14 protein-coding genes are annotated in these 17,191 nt (G+C 67.4%); 5 read left to right on the forward strand and 9 right to left on the reverse strand.

Translation table 11 applies throughout. The features are described from left to right. Nucleotides 1-1,386, reverse strand: a complete 1,386-nt coding sequence (locus tag ACR0R4_RS00290; protein ID WP_433645322.1) for a glycine--tRNA ligase — start codon at nt 1,384-1,386, stop codon at nt 1-3. Nucleotides 1,387-1,564: 178 nt separating this feature from the next. Here ACR0R4_RS00290 and ACR0R4_RS00295 point away from each other — a divergent pair, with 178 nt between their 5' ends. The 3 genes from ACR0R4_RS00295 to ACR0R4_RS00305 all read left to right on the forward strand — a co-directional run bounded on the left by ACR0R4_RS00295 (nt 1,565) and on the right by ACR0R4_RS00305 (nt 3,058). Further along, entirely contained in the window at nt 1,565-1,810 is a 246-nt protein-coding gene (locus ACR0R4_RS00295; protein ID WP_433645323.1) for a FitA-like ribbon-helix-helix domain-containing protein, read from the forward strand. Further along, the gene (locus tag ACR0R4_RS00300; protein ID WP_433645324.1) at nt 1,807-2,220 is read left to right on the forward strand and encodes a type II toxin-antitoxin system VapC family toxin; all 414 of its coding nucleotides are present in this window, start codon (nt 1,807-1,809) and stop codon (nt 2,218-2,220) included. Before ACR0R4_RS00295 ends, ACR0R4_RS00300 begins: the two co-directional genes overlap by 4 nt. A 70-nt stretch (nt 2,221-2,290) precedes the next feature. Next, entirely contained in the window at nt 2,291-3,058 is a 768-nt protein-coding gene (locus ACR0R4_RS00305) for an NADPH-dependent oxidoreductase (RefSeq protein ID WP_433645325.1), read from the forward strand. Between the two features lie 9 nt (nt 3,059-3,067). On the opposite strand, the gene ACR0R4_RS00310 is transcribed toward ACR0R4_RS00305, so the two are convergent. From ACR0R4_RS00310 to ACR0R4_RS00330, 5 genes are read right to left on the reverse strand one after another with little or no spacing between them, the layout of a single operon-like run. Next, nucleotides 3,068-4,606: a peptide MFS transporter gene (locus ACR0R4_RS00310; RefSeq protein WP_433645326.1), complete on the reverse strand. Its 1,539-nt coding sequence runs from the start codon at nt 4,604-4,606 to the stop codon at nt 3,068-3,070. Between the two features lie 56 nt (nt 4,607-4,662). After that, the gene (locus ACR0R4_RS00315; protein WP_433645327.1) at nt 4,663-5,637 is read right to left on the reverse strand and encodes a quinone oxidoreductase family protein; all 975 of its coding nucleotides are present in this window, start codon (nt 5,635-5,637) and stop codon (nt 4,663-4,665) included. A gap of 38 nt (nt 5,638-5,675) precedes the next feature. Further along, entirely contained in the window at nt 5,676-6,668 is a 993-nt protein-coding gene (locus ACR0R4_RS00320; protein ID WP_433645328.1) for a DUF2804 domain-containing protein, read from the reverse strand. Nucleotides 6,669-6,703: 35 nt separating this feature from the next. Further along, nucleotides 6,704-7,651 (reverse strand): 2-hydroxyacid dehydrogenase, encoded by a 948-nt coding sequence (locus ACR0R4_RS00325; RefSeq protein ID WP_433645329.1) that lies wholly within the window; start codon nt 7,649-7,651, stop codon nt 6,704-6,706. A 9-nt stretch (nt 7,652-7,660) separates the two neighbouring features. After that, nucleotides 7,661-8,824 carry an alpha/beta hydrolase gene (locus ACR0R4_RS00330; RefSeq protein ID WP_433645330.1) on the reverse strand — a complete coding sequence of 388 codons (1,164 nt, stop codon included), beginning with the start codon at nt 8,822-8,824 and terminating at the stop codon, nt 7,661-7,663. 50 nt (nt 8,825-8,874) lie between these two features. Between ACR0R4_RS00330 and ACR0R4_RS00335 the strand changes: the two genes are divergently transcribed. Both ACR0R4_RS00335 and lplAB read left to right on the forward strand, forming a co-directional pair. Next, nucleotides 8,875-9,747 carry an alpha/beta fold hydrolase gene (locus ACR0R4_RS00335; protein ID WP_433645331.1) on the forward strand — a complete coding sequence of 291 codons (873 nt, stop codon included), beginning with the start codon at nt 8,875-8,877 and terminating at the stop codon, nt 9,745-9,747. Nucleotides 9,748-9,767: 20 nt separating this feature from the next. Next, the gene (lplAB, locus tag ACR0R4_RS00340) at nt 9,768-10,826 is read left to right on the forward strand and encodes a lipoate-protein ligase LplAB (protein WP_433645332.1); all 1,059 of its coding nucleotides are present in this window, start codon (nt 9,768-9,770) and stop codon (nt 10,824-10,826) included. 217 nt (nt 10,827-11,043) lie between these two features. Here the strand turns inward: lplAB and ACR0R4_RS00345 are convergent, their stop codons facing one another. The 3 genes from ACR0R4_RS00345 to ACR0R4_RS00355 form a co-directional block, all read right to left on the reverse strand. Continuing rightward, the gene (locus tag ACR0R4_RS00345; RefSeq protein ID WP_433645333.1) at nt 11,044-12,225 is read right to left on the reverse strand and encodes a zinc-binding dehydrogenase; all 1,182 of its coding nucleotides are present in this window, start codon (nt 12,223-12,225) and stop codon (nt 11,044-11,046) included. A gap of 110 nt (nt 12,226-12,335) precedes the next feature. Beyond that, the gene (locus tag ACR0R4_RS00350; RefSeq protein WP_433645334.1) at nt 12,336-14,270 is read right to left on the reverse strand and encodes a YhgE/Pip domain-containing protein; all 1,935 of its coding nucleotides are present in this window, start codon (nt 14,268-14,270) and stop codon (nt 12,336-12,338) included. Next, nucleotides 14,267-17,077 (reverse strand): MMPL family transporter, encoded by a 2,811-nt coding sequence (locus tag ACR0R4_RS00355; protein WP_433645335.1) that lies wholly within the window; start codon nt 17,075-17,077, stop codon nt 14,267-14,269. Before ACR0R4_RS00355 ends, ACR0R4_RS00350 begins: the two co-directional genes overlap by 4 nt. Between the last annotated feature and the right edge of the window lie 114 nt (nt 17,078-17,191).

A 17,191-nucleotide genomic window follows, 5' to 3' on the forward strand; every position in this document is an offset into this window, starting at 1 on the left:
CTACGAGCCGCGCAGGCGCTCGGCGAGGTATGCGTGAAGCTCGGCGCGAGGCACGCGCTCCTGCTGCATGGTGTCGCGGTCGCGCACGGTCACGGCGTGATCTTCGAGCGAGTCGAAGTCGACGGTCACGCAGAATGGCGTGCCAATCTCATCCTGGCGGCGGTAGCGGCGGCCGATCGCCCCCGCGTCGTCAAAGTCAATGTTCCAGTCGTCACGCAGCTCGGCGGCGATCTCGCGCGCGAGCGGAGACAGCGCCTCGTTGCGGCTGAGCGGCAGGACCGCGGCCTTGATCGGCGCGAGTCGTGCGTCAAGCGCGAGCAGTGTGCGAGTGTCGGTGCCGCCCTTGGCGTTTGGCACCTCCTCCTCACGGTACGCGTCGACGAGGAACGCCATCAGCGAGCGCGTCAGGCCCGCGGCCGGCTCGATCACGTAGGGCACCCAGCGCTCGTTTTTCGCCTGATCGAAGTACGACAGGTCTTTGCCCGAGTGCTTCGAGTGGGTGGTGAGGTCGAAATCGGTGCGGTTCGCGATGCCCTCGAGCTCACCCCACTCGCCGCCGGTGAAGCCGAAGCGATACTCGATATCGGCAGTGCGCTTCGAGTAGTGCGAGAGCTTCTCCTTCGGGTGTTCGAAGAAGCGCAGGTTGTCCGGGTCAATGCCGAGCCCGACGTACCACGACATCCGCTCGTTCATCCAGTACTCTTGCCACTCCTCGTCGGTGCCGGGCTCGACGAAGAACTCCATCTCCATCTGCTCGAACTCGCGGGTGCGGAAAATGAAGTTGCCGGGGGTGATCTCGTTGCGGAAACTCTTGCCGATCTGACCGATACCAAACGGGGGCTTCATGCGAGCCGACTGCAGCACGTTCGCGAAGTTCACGAAGATCCCCTGCGCGGTCTCGGGGCGCAGGTAGTGCATGCCCGCCTCGTCGTCGACGGGCCCGAGGTAGGTCTTCAGGAGGCCAGAGAATGCCCGCGGCTCGGTCCACTGGCCGCGGGTGCCACAGCTCACGCAGACGATCTCGGCGAGCCCACCCTCGGGTGCCCGCCCCTTCTTGTCTTCGAACTCCTCGATGAGGTGATCCTCGCGGTACCGCTTGTGGCACTGCAGGCACTCGACGAGCGGGTCGCTGAAGACCTCGACGTGGCCCGAGGCCTCCCAGACCTGCTTCGGCAGTATCACGCTCGAGTCGATCCCGACCACGTCGTCACGCCGCTGCACCATGGCCTTCCACCACTGGCGCTTGATGTTCTCCTTCAGCGCCGTGCCCAGTGGGCCGTAGTCCCAGGCGCTGCGCGATCCACCGTAGATTTCACCCGCCTGGTAGACGAAGCCGCGGTGACGGGCGAGGGCGATGACTTTATCGAGACGGGACTGTTCGGCCATGGTGAAGCACACTCCAAGGGGCAAGCGGGGATCTTGGGAAAGGCCCGGCGAGAGCGCCGGGCACACCGCTCAAGTCTAGCTGGGCGGGTGAAGGGGCACCGGGCAAACGGTGTCGGATCGGCCCTGTCACAGGCATCCTGGCTGATATCATCGATATCAATACACACAGGAGGCAAGAATGGCGCAGTTACTCATCAGAAATCTCCCAGCGCCGGTGAAGGAGGAACTCCGGGCCAGAGCACGCAGCCATGGGCGCTCAATGGAAGCAGAAGCCAGGCAAATTCTCGTCGATATTGTGACGCCGACGGCTTCAGATCCGATTTTGATGTGGCTTGCAGAGGGCGAAGAATCGCGGCTCGCAGAGCAGGGTATCGACATCCAGCTCCCCACGCGCGGCGAGGCTCGCGAGGTACCGCCGCTGTGATCCTCGTCGACACCAACGTCTGGTCGGAAACGTTGCGGCAAGAACCAGACACACGGGTTCTTGAGTGGTTGCGGGCAGAGCGCCACGATCTCGTGCTGTGCGTCATCACGGTGCACGAGCTGAAGTTCGGGGTTAATCGGCTGCCAACTGGGCGGCGAAAAGAAGCGCTCTCCGCTCGCATCGATGCCCTGTTCGAGGGGATGGCCCAGCGGGTGTTAGCTTACGATCAGCATGCTGCTCGACTCCACGCTGAGATCCGCGGGCGAGCGGAGCGCGCTGGCCGGGGGCTCAGTTTCGCCGACGGCCAGATCCTCGGCATCGCGCAGGCCCAGGGTGCACGGATCGCGACCCGCAACACGGGTGATTTCGAGGGACACGGCACGGAACTCATCAACCCCTGGCTCGCGTGAACCCCGAGCGCAAATTCTTCCCGGGCTAGGCTGTACCACGTCGAAGACGTGCGTACTCGAGAGGACCACCATGCAGAAAGAACTCGAATCAGCAGTCATCGCGCAGCAGTTCGCGCACAAGTCGGTGCGAAAGTACCTCGACGAGCCCGTCACCGACGCGCAACTCGAACTCATCGTGGCCGCGGCCCAGCGGGCATCGACCTCGTCGAACCTGCAGGTGTGGTCGGTCATCGCCGTGCGCGATGAGGCTCGCAAGGCACGACTCTCCGAGATGCTGGGGGGTCGCGACTACGTGGCCGAGGCGCCCGTATTTCTCGTGTGGATCGCGGATCTCAGCCGTAACGATGCGCTCATGCGCGCGCACGGTGCCGAACCCGAAACCCTTGGCCTGATTGAAAACACGCTCATCAGCGCGATCGACGTGGGCATCGCCGCGCAGAACGCGCTGCTCGCCGCAGAATCCTTGGGTCTCGGCGGGGTGTTCGTCGGGAGTCTGCGCAACGCCCCCGAGGCGGTGTGCGCCGAGCTGGGGCTCCCGAAGCACACGTTTCCGCTGGTGGGGATGTCGATCGGCGTGGCGGATCCGTTCGAGGGTACCGGGGTCAAGCCGCGGTTGCCGCTGACGGGCGTGCTGCACCACGAGGTGTACGACCCGGAACGGTGGCGATCCGCCACCGACGAGTATGAGGTGAGCTACGAAGCGTACTTCGCCGGGCAAGGGCACCCGGGGCGCAGTTGGGCGCGCACCGTCGTCGGCCGCCTCGCGAAAATTGCGGGATTGCACGGCCGCCACACGATGCGCGCGTCGCTGCGGGCGCAGGGCTTCGAGTCAGAGTAGACGCGCCAGCTACCGAACCCCGCGCATGAGCTTCAGCACCGGCTTCACGGCGACAAGCATCAGCAGGCCGATACCGATCGCGATCGCTCCGAGCAGCGCAAAGTAGGGAACCTCGGTGGCGGGGTCATAGAACTGTGCGAGCCAGCCAGCGATCGACGTGCCGAGCGCAACCGAGAGGAAGTACAGCGCAACCATCTGCGTGCGGAAGCGCTCGGGGGCGAGCTTCGTGGTGACCGAGAGCCCGGGAGGCGAGATGAAGAGTTCGGCAACGGTGAACACCAGCAGGATCAGCGCCATCGCGAGAAGCGGCGTCGATGACGGGCCGCCGCCCGCCCACGGGATGAAGAGCAGGAACGCCGCGCCCATGATGATCGAGCCGAGCCCGAACTTCGCGGGCGCCGCGGGCGCGCGAGTGCCGAGCTTCGACCAGACCGCTGCGAACACTCCCGACAGGATGATGACGAAGATCGGGTTGATCGAGTTGATCCACGAAATCGGCATCTCCCAACCAAAAATCGTTCGATCGAGCTGCTGATCTGAGTAGATCGTGAGCACCGTGAACTGCTGCTGGTACAGCGACCAGAACCCCACGTTCACAATGAAGAGCGGGATGAAGCTGATCACCCGCGAGCGCTCCGTCGCGTCGATGTGCTTCGAGCCGATGATCACGATGAAGTAGGCGATCGCCGCGGCGAGGATGATGATGATGGCGATTGTCGCGAGATTGTCAGCGCGGATCACGCCGGTGACCACCCCGATCGCGAGCACTGCCACCCCGGCGACGCCCGCAACAACGAAGCGGCCCCGCTGGTTTCGCGGCAACGGGTTCGCGACCAGCCGGGAATCTTCGGGGAGGTGCTTTCGCCCGAACGAGTACTGCACGAGGCCGATCGCCATGCCGACGGCGGCCGCGCCGAAGCCCCAGTGAAAGCCCATGGTCGACTGGAGCAGGCCCGTAATGATTGGCCCGAGGAAGGCCCCGAGGTTGATGCCGAGGTAGAAGAGGGAGAAGCCGGCATCGCGCCGGGTGTCACCCTCGGCATACAGCGTGCCGACGACCGCGGTGGCGTTGGCTTTCAGCCCGCCCGAGCCGATCGCGACGAGGGCGAGACCCACGCCGAGCCCCCAGGCGTTCGGAAGCACCGCGAGAGCGACGTGCCCGGCCATGATCACGATGGCGCTGTAGAAGAGCACCCGCTCGGAGCCGAGCACCCGGTCGGCGAGCCACGCACCCAGAATGGCAACAAGATAGACGGTGCCGCCGTAGGCACCCACGATACCCGTCGCCACGGCACGATCGATACCGAGGCCGCCCTCCGACACGGTGAAGTACATGTAGATGAGCAGGATGCCCTGCATGCCGTAGAAGCTGAAACGCTCCCACATCTCGACACCAAACACGTTGGCGAGCGCCCACGGCTGTCCGAAGAATCGCGTGTCGTGCGAACCCTCGTGATGCGTCGGTCGTCCGGCCTCCGCGGCCACCCCGGTCTCGGCGGGAGCGCCCACCGGCACCTGTTCGGGTAGGTTTTCGCGTGTGTCAGCCATTTCGCCAGAATACCGCTACGGGCAAGGCCGCCGAGGGTATCCGTGCGGCGCGGCGATTAGGGGATGAGGATCACCTTGCCGGTCGTGCCCCGACCCTCCAGGGCGCGGTGGGCGCCCGCGGCATCAGCGAGAGGAAACCTCGCGCCGATCCGCACCTTCAGCGAGCCCGCTGCGATCGCGTCGAATAGTTCGCGATAGCGCCAGGCGCGCTCGTCGGGGGTACGCAGAAAGTGCGGCAGCGCAGGCCGCGTGATGGACAGGGATCCACCCGCGTTCAGCCGTTGCAGGTCGAAGGGCGGCACCTGGCCGCTTGCGCCGCCGAAGAGCACCATCTGGCCGCGCACGCGGAGGGCAGAGAGGGAAGCGTCGAAGGTATCGCGGCCCACCCCGTCAAAGACCACCGCGGCACCCTCGCCGCCGGTGAGCTCACGCACACGATCGGCGAATCCCTCGTATCCCAGCACCTCTGCGGCACCGGCCTCACGGCTCAGCGCGCGCTTTTCCTCGGTCGACGCGGTGGTGAGCACCCGCACCCCTCGCGCAACGAGTAACTGGGTGAGCAGCAGCCCCACCCCTCCAGCCCCGGCGTGCACGAGCACGGTGTCGCCGGCCTGCACGCGAGCGGCCGATGTGGCCAGGTAGTGCGCGGTGAGTCCCTGCAGGGGGAGGGCGCCAGCCGTGTCGAGATCCACCGCATCCGGCACCCGCACGGCACGCTCTGCCTCGACGAGAAAGCGCTCGGCGTAACTCGACCGTGCCTCACTCGTGGTCACCCGGTCGCCGGGAACAAACCCCGACACCCCGTCGCCGACCGCAACCACGGTGCCCGAGGCCTCGGCTCCCGGTGTGAAGGGGAACGACACGGGGTACACGCCCGAGCGCTGGTAGGTCTCGATGAAGTTGACGCCGATCGCGGCGGCTTCGACGAGCAACTCGCCAGCCGCCGGTTCGGGAACGGGCACCTCGTGCAGCGTCAGCTCATCGGGGCCTCCGGCCTGCAGTGCAACGATCGCGCGCATCTCGTCCTCCATCGTCGAAGTGTTCTCAGTATCGGCTCTTCTCGCGGCGCTCACCAGCGGTTGTGCACTTCCTCGGCCCACCCGAGGATCCCATCAAACTCGATAGGCGCTGCCCCCTCGGGGGTGAAGGTGCCCCTCCAGAACCCGAAGCACTGGTCAGTGTGACCCTTCAGGATCAGGAGGTTCGTGCGGGTCGTCTTGTTGTGAAACGGCTCAAACGTCGCATCCAGCCCACTGCCTCGCACCCGCCACGGTGCACGCCAGTTCTCGATGTCATACTCCCAGTCGGTTTCGCCGTGGATCTTGTGCATGCGGCCGTCAACGAAGAACGCGTTCTCAGACACCCCCGTGCCCGCTGTCCACTGTGCGCCGACCTGCACGCCGATCACGTGCCCGTTCGAGCAACCGGATCCCGCGCCCCAGTTCCAGCTGATGTCGTACGGCCAGCGCCCACGCCCGTGGTCGAGCACCGCCCACGATTCGCCGGCTAGCACCGGGTGATCCACCGAGCCGATGCGCAGCGTGCCACTCGCCGGGCGGGCAAGATCCTTCACCGTGTATTGGAACCGGGTCTCGCTCCAGGGCACGACCAGGGCGAGCCGCTCGTGACCCTCGGGCAGCTCGGCGAGCACGTCGAAGAAGAGACCGGGGATCTGCGCCCGCAGCCGCGTGCCCTCTGGGGTCTGGTCGATGTCGATTGCCAGGTTCTTCGCCCGCGCCATCGAGCGACCCTGCTCGAGCACCGGGGCGAGCACCGCACCGCGGGCCGGAATGACGGTGGCCGATTCGCCCCAGGTTTGCCCCGTCTGCCGGTCGTAGACCCACACCTCGTGCACGCACGCATAGTCGATCGACGAGACGGTGAGCCCGATGATGTGCGTCGGCGTCGTGACGTTCCAGTATTCCCAGCGCTTGTTGCGCCCCCGTCCCGCGCCGAGGTCGCTCGTGTCAACCACGGGCTGCGCCGCCCAGCCGACAGCGTCGGGGTTCAGTGTGCCGTCGTGCCGCGTCAGCGCTACCGGACCAGTGAGGGCTCGCTCCATCGCGCGTCTCCTTGCGTCTGTCGGGGTGGGTGAGTTCAGGCCGCGGGCCACGTGCCGAGCACGAGATTCTCGGGCGTCTCGCCCCGCTGCAGGTGTGCGATTTGACGGTGGATCAGCGCCGCCATTCGCGGCATCATCGCCGATGAGTCACCGCCCACGTGCGGGGTGATGAGCAGATTCGGGCAGGCCCAGAGCGGGTGCTCCCCGGGCAGGGGCTCGGGATCGGTCACGTCGAGCGCCGCGCGCAGGCGGCCCGCTGTGAGCTCGGCGACGAGTGCGTCCGTGTCAACGACCGGACCGCGGGCGACGTTCACGAGCAGCGCGCCGTCGGGCATGGCGGCGAGCGCCGACGAGTCGATCAGTGCGGTGGTCTCCGCGGTCAGCGGCACCGCGAGGAACACCACCTCAGCATCGGCGAGCGCGTCGTGCAGTTCGTCGAACCCGCGCACGGGCACAGCGGTGCCAGACGAATCGCGATCCACCCGTGTCGTGCGAGCGAGCCGCTCGACATGCACCTCGAAGCCGGCAAGCCGCGCCTCGATCGCCTTTCCGACGCCGCCGTAACCGACGATCAGCACGCGCCGACCCGCGAGGCTCGGGAGGGTGGGGGTCACCCACTCGCGCCGGTCGCCCTGGCGCACGAACTCGGGAATGCCGCGCTGGGCGGCGAGCGCGAGGCCCAGGGCCAGCTCCGCGGTTGAGGTCTCGTGCACGGTGGCGGCGTTGGCGAGCGGCACTCCTGCCGGCACATACTTCTCAACCCCGTTAAAGCCAATCGATTGCCACTGCACGAGTCGCACGTCGGCCCGAGCGAGCGCTGCAAGCTGGCGGTTTCCGCCCCAGTAGGGCGGCACCACGATGTCGAGCCGTTCGGCCGGCGACGGTCCGTCGAGATCCCAGGGAACGAAAGTGACACCCGAAACCTCGCCCACCGCCTCCGCGAGACCCGCATCGGACGGAAGTGACACTGTGAGATGAGTCATACGTCGAGTCTATTCAGGGTGGATCGCGCGCACCTCGGTCACGAACCGATCGATCGTGGCGCGGGCATCGGCCCGGGCCCGATCCGACTCCTCGGGCCGGTTGAGGTAGCCGTGCAAGGTGCCCGGCTGCAGGGTGAGCGTCACCCTCACCCCGGCTGCGGTGAGCTGCTCTGCGAAATGCTCACCCGACGCGCGCAGGTCGTCGGCATCGGCGTTGATGATGATGGTCGGTGGGAGCTGCCGCAGTCGCTCGGGTGGGAGTTCCCCGACCACGGTGGGGGCGTCCGGGTACGCGAGCGGATCGACCCGGCCAACGATCGGCGAGCTCATTCCCGGGTCTGCACCGGCATCGATTCCAGTTCCCGGGGCTGCGTCGGCCCCGGGTTCTTCGCCAAGGAAATACGCGTACATCTCGGCGATGCGAGCGGAATCAAACCGACGCGCTTCGGGCAGTACCGCGGTGAGCGCGGCGATCTGCGGGTCTTCGCGCTGCACCCGGTGCGCGGTCGGGTAGAGCATGAGCAGGGCATCGACTGACCGTGCTGGTGTGGGCGAGTCGGCAGCACCGCCGGTGCCTCCAGGCTGTGGCTCGGAACCCGCCCAGTCGGCCTGCGCGAGCGCGGCCAGGGCCGCGAGGTGTGCCCCCGCGCTCGCGCCACCGACGACGAGCAGCCCCTCGTGGCGCACGGCGACCGCACGCACGACCGCCGCCAGATCGTTCGCCGGCGCGGGGGCTTTGACGGAGTCGCTCGCGAGCGCGTAGTCGACGGAGTACACCCGCATGCCGGCCTCGGCGAAGGCGCGCGCCACCCAGTCGGCCTCGGGCCAATCCAGGGTGCCACGCACGAACGAGCCCCCGTGCGCCCACACGAGGGTTGCCCATGGCGCTTGGCCCTGCGGCTCATAGACGCGCACCGGCACGGCGGCCGAGCCGAGGCGGTTCGGCGATCCACTGGGGCCAGCGCCCGCTGTGTCTGCGGGCGCGCCGGGTGCGGCGGCGGCCGGGCCAGGCAGCAGCTCGTTGCGCACGGACACCCCGATCTCCTCGTCACGTATTGACACCGAGAACTCCTCGCCCGTCGTTCCTGTCATCCAATGCACCCCCGTGAGGGTGAGCGCGGCGACTCCGCACGCCACCGCGGCCAGTCCCGCGATCCACCGCCATCTGCGCACCCACTCAGTCTAGGGAAACACGGGAGGCCACCGACCGGCAGAATGGGAGGATGAGCACTGACGCTGGCACGCACTTCACCCGCTTCGATTACACCGACGCACACGACATTCAGATCGCCGCATATGAGTGGGCTGCGGACGACCCGCACGCCATCGTGCAGATCGCGCACGGGGTCGGCGAGCACGCCCTGCGTTACGCCGCGTTTGCCCAGGCGCTGCGCGACGCGGGCTTCACGGTGGTGGCAAACGATCACCGCGGCCACGGCGAGACCGGCCGGCGGCAGTGGGGCGGCGACCTCTCGAAGCTCGGCACGCTCGGCCCGGGCGGCCTGCGCGCGGCGGAAGCCGCGATCCACCAGCTCACTGATCTTGCCCGCGAACGGCACCCCGGCCTGCCCGTAATCATGTTCGGCCACTCGTGGGGATCCCTGATGGCGCAGCGGATCATCAACCGCGAGCCGCGCATCTACGACGGCGTCGTGCTCTCGGGAAGCGCCAAGCGCACCCCGATGTCGATGGAATCCGGAGACCTGAACAAGCGCTGGCGCGGTGAGGGGGCGAACGGGTTCGAGTGGCTGAGCCGCGACCCCGAGGTGCAGCGCGCGTTTATCGCAGACCCACTCTGCTTTCCGGCCGACATCATCAAGCTGTTCGGGCTGCCAGACGCCCTGCGACTCTTCGGCACCCCCGCGGCGAGTGCCGCGCCCGACGTGCCGATTCTCATCGTCTCGGGCAGCGACGACCCACTCAGCCGCGGCGACAGCCTGCGCCTCCTCGCCGACGCGTACCGCATTCGCGGCGTGCGCGATGTCACCATGCGCGTGTACCCTGGCGCGCGGCACGAGCTGCTCAACGAGACCAACCGCGACGAGGTGACCGCAGAAATCATCACCTGGATGCTTGATCGCTTCCCGCGCGGGTAGCTGCGGCGTACTCTGGTGACATGGCTACACATCACGGCGAGTACAAGGTTCCCGGCGGCAAGCTGGTGGTGGTCGACTTCGAGTTGGTTGACGATCGCATCGCCGATTTTCACCTGTCTGGCGATTTTTTTCTCGAGCCCGACGAGGCGCTGAATGACATTAACCGCGCGGTGAACGGGCTCAGCCCAAATTCGACCATTGACGGGTTCGCCGAGGCGATCCGCAAGGCACTTCCGAGCGAGGTGCACCTGCTCGGTTTCACGCCCGAGTCGGTGGGCATTGCGGTGCGCCGAGGCGTGACCGGGGCGGCGCACTGGCGAGACTATGACTGGCAGATCGTGCACGAACCGGCGATGTCGCCAATGATGAACGCGGCACTCGACGAGGTGCTCACGATCGCCGTGGGCGAGGGCCTACGCGGGCCCACGCTGCGCATCTGGGAGTGGGATCGCACGGCCGCCATCATCGGCAGCTTCCAGTCGGTGCAGAACGAGGTCGACGAGGCGCAGCTCGCGGCCCGAGGTGGGCAGCTCGTGCGACGCATCTCCGGCGGCGGGGCCATGTTCATGCAGCCCGAATCGAGCATCACCTACGCGCTGTACGCGCCCGAGGAGCTGGTGCGCGGCATGAGCTTCGCCGAGTCGTACGCGTTCCTCGACGAGTGGGTGCTTGAGGCGCTGAAGTCGGTCGGCATCGACGCCGTGTACAAGCCGCTGAACGACATCACGAGCCCGCACGGCAAGATCGGTGGGGCCGCACAGAAGCGCCTCGCCTCGGGCGCGGTGCTGCACCACGTCACGATGGCCTACGACATGGACGGCGACGCCCTCACCCAGGTGCTCCGCATCGGTCGCGAGAAGCTCTCCGACAAGGGCATCGCGAGCGCACAAAAGCGGGTGGATCCGCTCCGCACCCAGACCGGCCTCGCGCGCGCCGAGATCATCGAGAAGATGGTCGACACGTTCGTGCGCCGTCACGGCGGTACCCGTGGCGAGGTCACCGAGGGTGAGTACGATGCGGCCGAGCGGCTGGTCGAGAAGAAGTTCGCAACCGAGGAGTGGCTGCGCCGAGTGCCGTAGGCACCGAGGCGCAGCGATCCGCCACCCCCTGCGACCCCGCGTGGCAAGGCCTGCCGGCCCTGCCCAGCCCGCCCGGCCCGCCCTGCCTACCCGGCCAACGTGGCGATCCGCTGATGCCCCCACCACCACCCCCACGGTGCGCTATTCACCTCAAGGTCCCCTATTTGCGCAAATAAGGCACCCCGGTGTGAACAGGGCACCTTGAGTTGAGGCGGAACTACCGCTGGCGCAGCGCGGCCGGGGTGACGCCCACGCGCACCTCGCGTCGGAACGCCGCACGATCGAGCGCGGCATCCAGCTCAATGAGCGGGTAGACGCGCCCCACGAGTTGCTCGAAGGGATAGGTGCGCCAGTTCGACGCTAGGAATTCGAGTGCACCTCGCAGGTGCTCGGGTGCATAGTTGTGCACGCCGGTCACGGTCACTTGCGAGCGCACCAAGCGCTCAGGCACGAGTGCCACCGGGTCAGTGGGAAACACGCTGCCCACTAGCACCACGACCCCGCCCGGGCCGACGGCGTCGATCCCTGCCGCGACAGCGAGGGGTGACCCCGACGCCTCGATCACGACATCGATTTCACGACCCTTTAAACCCGATGACGCGAGCACACTTTGCGCGGTGCTGTCAGAGAGAGGATCGAACGTCGCCGCGGCCCCAAATCTGCGAGCCAGGTTGCGGCGCTCCTCGTCGATCTCGGCGAGGATGACCGTGGCCCCCCGTTCGCGAGCCATCGCCGCGGCTGAGAGACCGATCAGCCCACCACCGGTCACGAGCACAGTCGCGCCGCGAAGCGACACTGTTCGCTCGGCCGCAGCGAGCGCCGCCCATGCCGTTGAGATGCCACATCCGGCGGGCGCGAGCACCGCAGCGGGAATCCCCTCATCGACGCGGATCACCGTCGTACCCTCACGCAGGTGCACGTGGGTGGCGAATCCTCCGGTCAGTTCCCAGCCCTGGCCGATCCGCTCATGGCCATACTTACGCAATGTACGGCAAGTCTGAGGGATCCCGCGCCGGCACCGGTCGCACGTGCCGCACTGCGCGACAACTGACCACACCACCCGATCCCCAGGAACGAGTGGTACGCCGTCGATGGCCGGTACCACCCCACCGATGGCCGAGACCCGGCCAACAGCCTCGTGACCGAGCACGGCCGGCGCGGGTTCGACGCGGTGGCCGAGCGCCGTGTGAATGTCTGAGCTGCACACCGTCGCGAACTCCACCTCGACCAGCAGTTCACCCGAACCCAGCAACACCTGAGGCACGGCCACGGGCTCGTGGGGGCGACCCGACTTCATGAACAGCATCGCGGTCGCGTGCGGCCGGGCACGAGTAAGGGCTGGTCCGGTGGGTGGATCGGTGGGCTCAATGTAGTCGGAAGCGCGCTTCTCTCCCGCCATACCAACAATCGCAACAGGCGCGGGAGAAGTAACCATATTGTTATCTTGCCCGACGGGCCGCCGTGTGGGGAGCCTCGAGGGCCCCCCTTCACTCAGCGTTCAGGCAGGGTTCATTCTGCGGTGCGTTTCCGCGCCCGCGCGACCGCGAAGGCGGTCAGCACCAGGCCACCGCCGGCCCACACCGCCAGAGCCCAGATCGCGCTCCCGGTGCCCCCTACTCCCCCGGCAATCGCCTGGAACCCGGAGAAGAGCGCCCCGAGCGGGCTCGCATCGCCGATCGATTGCAGGAGCGGGGGCGCGGTCGAGATGACCCCGATAGCGAAGCCCACGACGAGCAGCGCAAACGAGATAAACCGGCCGAACCCTCCCAGCAGCGCGGAGAGACCCTGGTTCACCAGCGCGAACGAGATTCCGGCCACGAGTGCCAAGGCGAAGAACCCCAGCCCCTGTGCAAGGTCGTACCCGAGCATGATCGGGAGCAGTACCCCGGCGATGCCGCCCTGCGCCGCACCGATGCCCGCTGCGGGAAGCGCACTGCGCAGGGTGATCGCGCCGATGCCGCGGGCGGCGTCGTGCGTGCGACGCCACAGCGGCGACAAGACTAGGAAGGTGGCGAGTGCACCAGCCCATAGGGCGATGCCCGCAAACAACGGCACACCGGCCGCGTTAAACAGCTCGTCGCTCCCACCCACTGCGGTGACCGGCTTCACGGCCGTCTCGGCGAGCTTCTCGCGCTCCGCGTCGGTGTAGGCCGGAATCTCGTTTGCTGCGGTGTACAGCCCGTCTGCAAGTTCGGCCGTACCGTCGGCGGACAGGCGCGCGCCGTCAGCGAGCTGAGCCGCACCGTCGGCGAGCGCAGGAGTGCCCGCGGCGAGCGCGCCCACTCCACCCACGTACTGGGAGATGCCTGAGGCGTATTGCGCGACCCCCGCCGAATACTGCGAGAGCCCGCCGGCGAGTCCCTCAACGCCGGAGGCGAGCTGCGCCTGCCCATCGGCCGACGCGCGGATACCAACGGCTAGAGCGGATCCCGATCCTCGAAGAAGGCCCAGTTGATCGCCAATTCCAGCGAGTTGCGCCCTCAATTCGGCAATTCCGGCAAGCACCTCTTTTTTCAACTCCGCCTCGGGGATCGGAATCTCACCACTTTCTATATCGGCCACGAGCTGGTCGAGTTGCGTGATCAGTTCGGCTCCGCCAGACAATGTTGGATCGATAATGCCATTAATGGCTCCGACATACCCCTCGACCCCGGTCGCCAGCTCGGCGCCGCCGGTGGCGGCCGCGCGCGCACCCGTGGCCAACTGCCCGGCTCCACCCGAGAGCGCGGCGGACCCACTGGCGAGCTCGTTCGCACCCGAGACGAGGGCCCCGCCCCCGCTCGCGAGTTGGCTCGCACCCGAGGAAAGTTCGGCTGCGCCGGAGGCCAGTTCGGCGACCCCGTCCGCGAGCTGGGATCCACCATCGGCGAGCTGCGCAGCGCCGTCCGCCGCCTCACCGATGCCAGTGCCCAGCTCGGTGAAACCAACGAAGATGTTGCCGACGAACTGCGCGCCGAGCTGCTCGTTGAGCACGGCCGTCGCGGTGCTGGTCACAATGCCTGAGAGCGCGGAATCGAGCAGGCGCCCGCGATCGCTCGTGGTGATGTCAATGGTCGCGGTCTCGGCTTCGTCAACTCCGCGCGAGAGTGAGGTCGCCGCGCTCGAGAAGTTCTCGGGAATCGTCACGACCGTTCCGTAGCGACCGTCGTCGAGCCCCGCCGCGGCGTCCTCCTCATCGGTGAGAACCCACGTGAAGTTCGTCTCTGAGTCGCCCCCGATCAGTTCACCCGCAAGCACGCGCCCCATGGGCACGAGCTGCCCGTCGAGTTCCACCGGTTCGTCAAGATTCACCACGGCGGCGGTGATGGTGTCGAGGCGGTCGGTCGGATTCCACAAGCCCCACAGCAGCAGCCCAGCAGCCGTGAGCGGCACGAGGATCAGGCCGACGATCGTGCGCCAGCTCACGCGCTTCGTGCTCCGCAGTCGGGTCAGCGACAGGCTCATCGGGTCGTCTCCTTCGAAATCTGCACGAGCGTGGTGTTCACGGGAAGCACGCGGGAGGCAAGCTCGCGACTGCCCAGCACCACCACGGTGACGGCGGGAACGTCGCCGCGTTCCGCCTCCACCTCACGGGCGCTCAGCATCGAACGCGCAGCCTCGATCTGCTCGGCCTCGTGCAGATTGCCCGCTTCGGCGCCCGCAGATCGGAGATCGAGCACGACGAGCGACGGGCGATCCGCCAGAGCCTCGCGCAGCAACGCGGGGGTCGCCCACGCAGCACGCGAGCGCAGGGTCGAGGCGCGCTCGGGCAGCAGCAGATCCACCGCTTTCAATGTACCCGTGTGGATCGCGCCGCGCCCGCTGAGCACCTCGGCCAGCCGGGCCGCATACGGCTCGGAGGGGTCGAGCAGCAATGCCTCACCGGGCGCAACCCGCAGGTCGGGCACCGAAAGGTTGCCGGGCAGCACCAGCCGGGAGCTCGCGACGCGGGCCGTGGGCTGATCCCCCGGCCACTCGGCGTGGGCAAGCTCGCGCGCCAGCCCCTCGCCCTCGACGTCGAAGGCGGGCAGCAGCCGGTCGAGCCAGCGCGGCATGCGCCAGGCGCGGTCGCCGAGCAGCTGCAGCACCGCGGGCACGAGTGTCATGCGCACGATGAACGCGTCGACGAATACGCCGACGGCGAGACCCAGCGCGATCACCTTGATCGACGGGTCGCCCTCAGGCACGAAGGCCGCGAAGACGGCGAACATGATAATTGCGGCGGCGGTCACCACCGGCCCCGAGCCTATGAAACCGCGGCGGATCGCTGTGGTCGCGTCGGCACCGTGCACCACCTCCTCGCGGATGCGGGAGACGAGAAACACCTCGTAGTCCATGGCGAGGCCGAAGAGCACGCCCATCAGGATGATCGGCATGAAGCTCAGCACCGGCCCGACGGAGTTCACGTGCAGCGCGTCGGCGAACCATCCCCACTGGAAGACGGCGACGACCGCGCCGAAGGCGGCCCCAACCGAGAGCAGGTAGCCGAGGGTCGCCTTCAGCGGAACCCACACCGAGCGAAAGACCATCGCGAGCAGCACGAGCGAGAGGCCGACGACCAAGATGCCGAACGGCAGCAGCGCCTCGAACAGCAGGTTCGACACGTCAATTCCGACGGCCGTGTACCCGGTGACGGCGAGGCTCACGCCGTATTTCGCCTCCCACTCGTCGTGGTGCGCGCGCAGCTCGGCGACGAGCTCACTCGTGCTCTCCGCGTGCGGCCCGTCCACGGGCACGACCTGAATAATGCCGGTGTCTGCCCCCTGGTTCGGGGTCGCCAGTGGCACGTCGGCGACGCCCGGGATCGCGCGCACCTCATCGGCCAGATCCTCCATCAGGCCGAGCGGATCGGTGCTCGTGATGATCGACCCGGTCAACAGCAGCGGGCCGTTCGACCCCGCGCCAAAGTGTTCTCCGGTCAGTTCATAGGTGATGCGGGCCGGGTTATCGAGCGGCAGTTGCTCGGCACCGGGGAGGGCAAGCCGCAGGTCGAGCACGGGAATCGAGGCGATGCCGAGCGTCACCAGCACGGCCGCAATCGTGATGAGCGGCTTGCGCGTGACCGTCTTCACCCAGCCACCGTAGAAGCGTTCGGCCTTGCCCGGCTTGTGGGTGGATCCGGCCTGCTCGGCCCCGGTCGTTTCGCCGGGGGCAGGCTGTGCCGATCCACTGTCTGCGTTGCCTGATGCATCGGCACCAGCACCGTTGCCCGCACCCGCACTCGCACCCGCGAGCCGGGCCCGCTGCTTCTTCGACAGGATCTTCATGCCCGCCATCGCGAGGATCGCGGGGGTGAGCGTGATCGCGATGAGCACGGCGACCGCGACACCCGCGGCTGCCGCAACGCCGAGCGCGGTGAGGAACGGAATGCCCGCGACCGAGAGCCCGACGAGGGCGATGATGACGGTGATGCCCGCGAAGACGACCGCGGAGCCACTCGTGGCCGTCGCCCGCGCGATCGATTCGCGCACGCTCAGCCCGGCTCGGAGTTGTTCTTGGTGTCGGCTCACGATGAAGAGCGTGTAGTCAATACCCACGGCAAGGCCGAGCATCAGCGCGAGCATCGGCGTGGTCGAGGTCATCGGAATGAACGCAGTCGTGAAGAAGAGTCCCGCGATACTCACGCCGACGCCAAGGATCGCGATAATCAGCGGCATGCCCGCGGCGATGAGCGAGCCGAGCGTGAAGATCAACACGATGAACGCGATGACGACGCCGAGGGCTTCGGTGATCGTGAAGCCGGGAATTGAGGTCGCGTAGAGGTCGCCCCCGTACGAGGCGACCGCACCCTCGGGCAGGGCCTTTTGCAGCTCGGCCGCGACATCGATGATGCCCTGGTTCGTCGCTTCGGGCACCTCGAATGAGCTGGCATCGATCTGAGTGCGGATCAGCGCGGCTTGGCCGTCGTCGCTCAACCCGCCGCTCGCGAGTTCGGTAAACGGGGTCTGCACCGCTGAGACGAGATCGAGCGCCTCGAGTTCGCTCGTCGCCTGCTCGATGAGCCCGATGTAGGGCTCCTCGTCGACCCGTTCGCCGCCCGGCGCAACCACGATGATCGTCGCGCTCGTGCCGCTCACCTCGGGGAACGTGCGGCTGAGCGTGTCGATTGCTGCCTGAGATTCGGTACCCGGGATCGTAATGGGAGCGTTCGCACCCTGGCCCAGAAACAGCGCGCCTGCACCGAGCAGGGCGAGCAGCGCCACCCAGAGCATGAGTACCAGGATCCTGGCGCGGGCAGCCCACGTGCCGAGGGCATACAACACAGACGACATGCGAACCTTTCGAAGGCGGGCGACGAGCCTGCGCCGAGCGGAATTCGGGGCCCACGAATCAGTACCCCGGCCCCGTCGCGCAGTTCGATACACTAATGTATCCGTTCGTGCTTC

Source organism: Leucobacter fengyongliangi (assembly GCF_050971685.1).
In the GTDB taxonomy this organism is placed as follows: Bacteria; Actinomycetota; Actinomycetes; order Actinomycetales; family Microbacteriaceae; genus Leucobacter.

Bases quoted from the DNA above. Each gene is read 5' to 3' on its own strand.
- ACR0R4_RS00335 (WP_433645331.1), top strand. From the start codon at position 8,875: ATGAGCACTGACGCTGGCACGCACTTCACCCGCTTCGATTACACCGAC.
- ACR0R4_RS00350 (WP_433645334.1), bottom strand. From the start codon at position 14,270: ATGAGCCTGTCGCTGACCCGACTGCGGAGCACGAAGCGCGTGAGCTGG.
- ACR0R4_RS00355 (WP_433645335.1), bottom strand. From the start codon at position 17,077: ATGTCGTCTGTGTTGTATGCCCTCGGCACGTGGGCTGCCCGCGCCAGG.
- lplAB (WP_433645332.1), top strand. From the start codon at position 9,768: ATGGCTACACATCACGGCGAGTACAAGGTTCCCGGCGGCAAGCTGGTG.
- ACR0R4_RS00325 (WP_433645329.1), bottom strand. From the start codon at position 7,651: ATGACTCATCTCACAGTGTCACTTCCGTCCGATGCGGGTCTCGCGGAG.
- ACR0R4_RS00295 (WP_433645323.1), top strand. From the start codon at position 1,565: ATGGCGCAGTTACTCATCAGAAATCTCCCAGCGCCGGTGAAGGAGGAA.
- ACR0R4_RS00305 (WP_433645325.1), top strand. From the start codon at position 2,291: ATGCAGAAAGAACTCGAATCAGCAGTCATCGCGCAGCAGTTCGCGCAC.
- ACR0R4_RS00290 (WP_433645322.1), bottom strand. From the start codon at position 1,386: ATGGCCGAACAGTCCCGTCTCGATAAAGTCATCGCCCTCGCCCGTCAC.
- ACR0R4_RS00320 (WP_433645328.1), bottom strand. From the start codon at position 6,668: ATGGAGCGAGCCCTCACTGGTCCGGTAGCGCTGACGCGGCACGACGGC.
- ACR0R4_RS00315 (WP_433645327.1), bottom strand. From the start codon at position 5,637: ATGGAGGACGAGATGCGCGCGATCGTTGCACTGCAGGCCGGAGGCCCC.
- ACR0R4_RS00345 (WP_433645333.1), bottom strand. From the start codon at position 12,225: ATGGCGGGAGAGAAGCGCGCTTCCGACTACATTGAGCCCACCGATCCA.
- ACR0R4_RS00310 (WP_433645326.1), bottom strand. From the start codon at position 4,606: ATGGCTGACACACGCGAAAACCTACCCGAACAGGTGCCGGTGGGCGCT.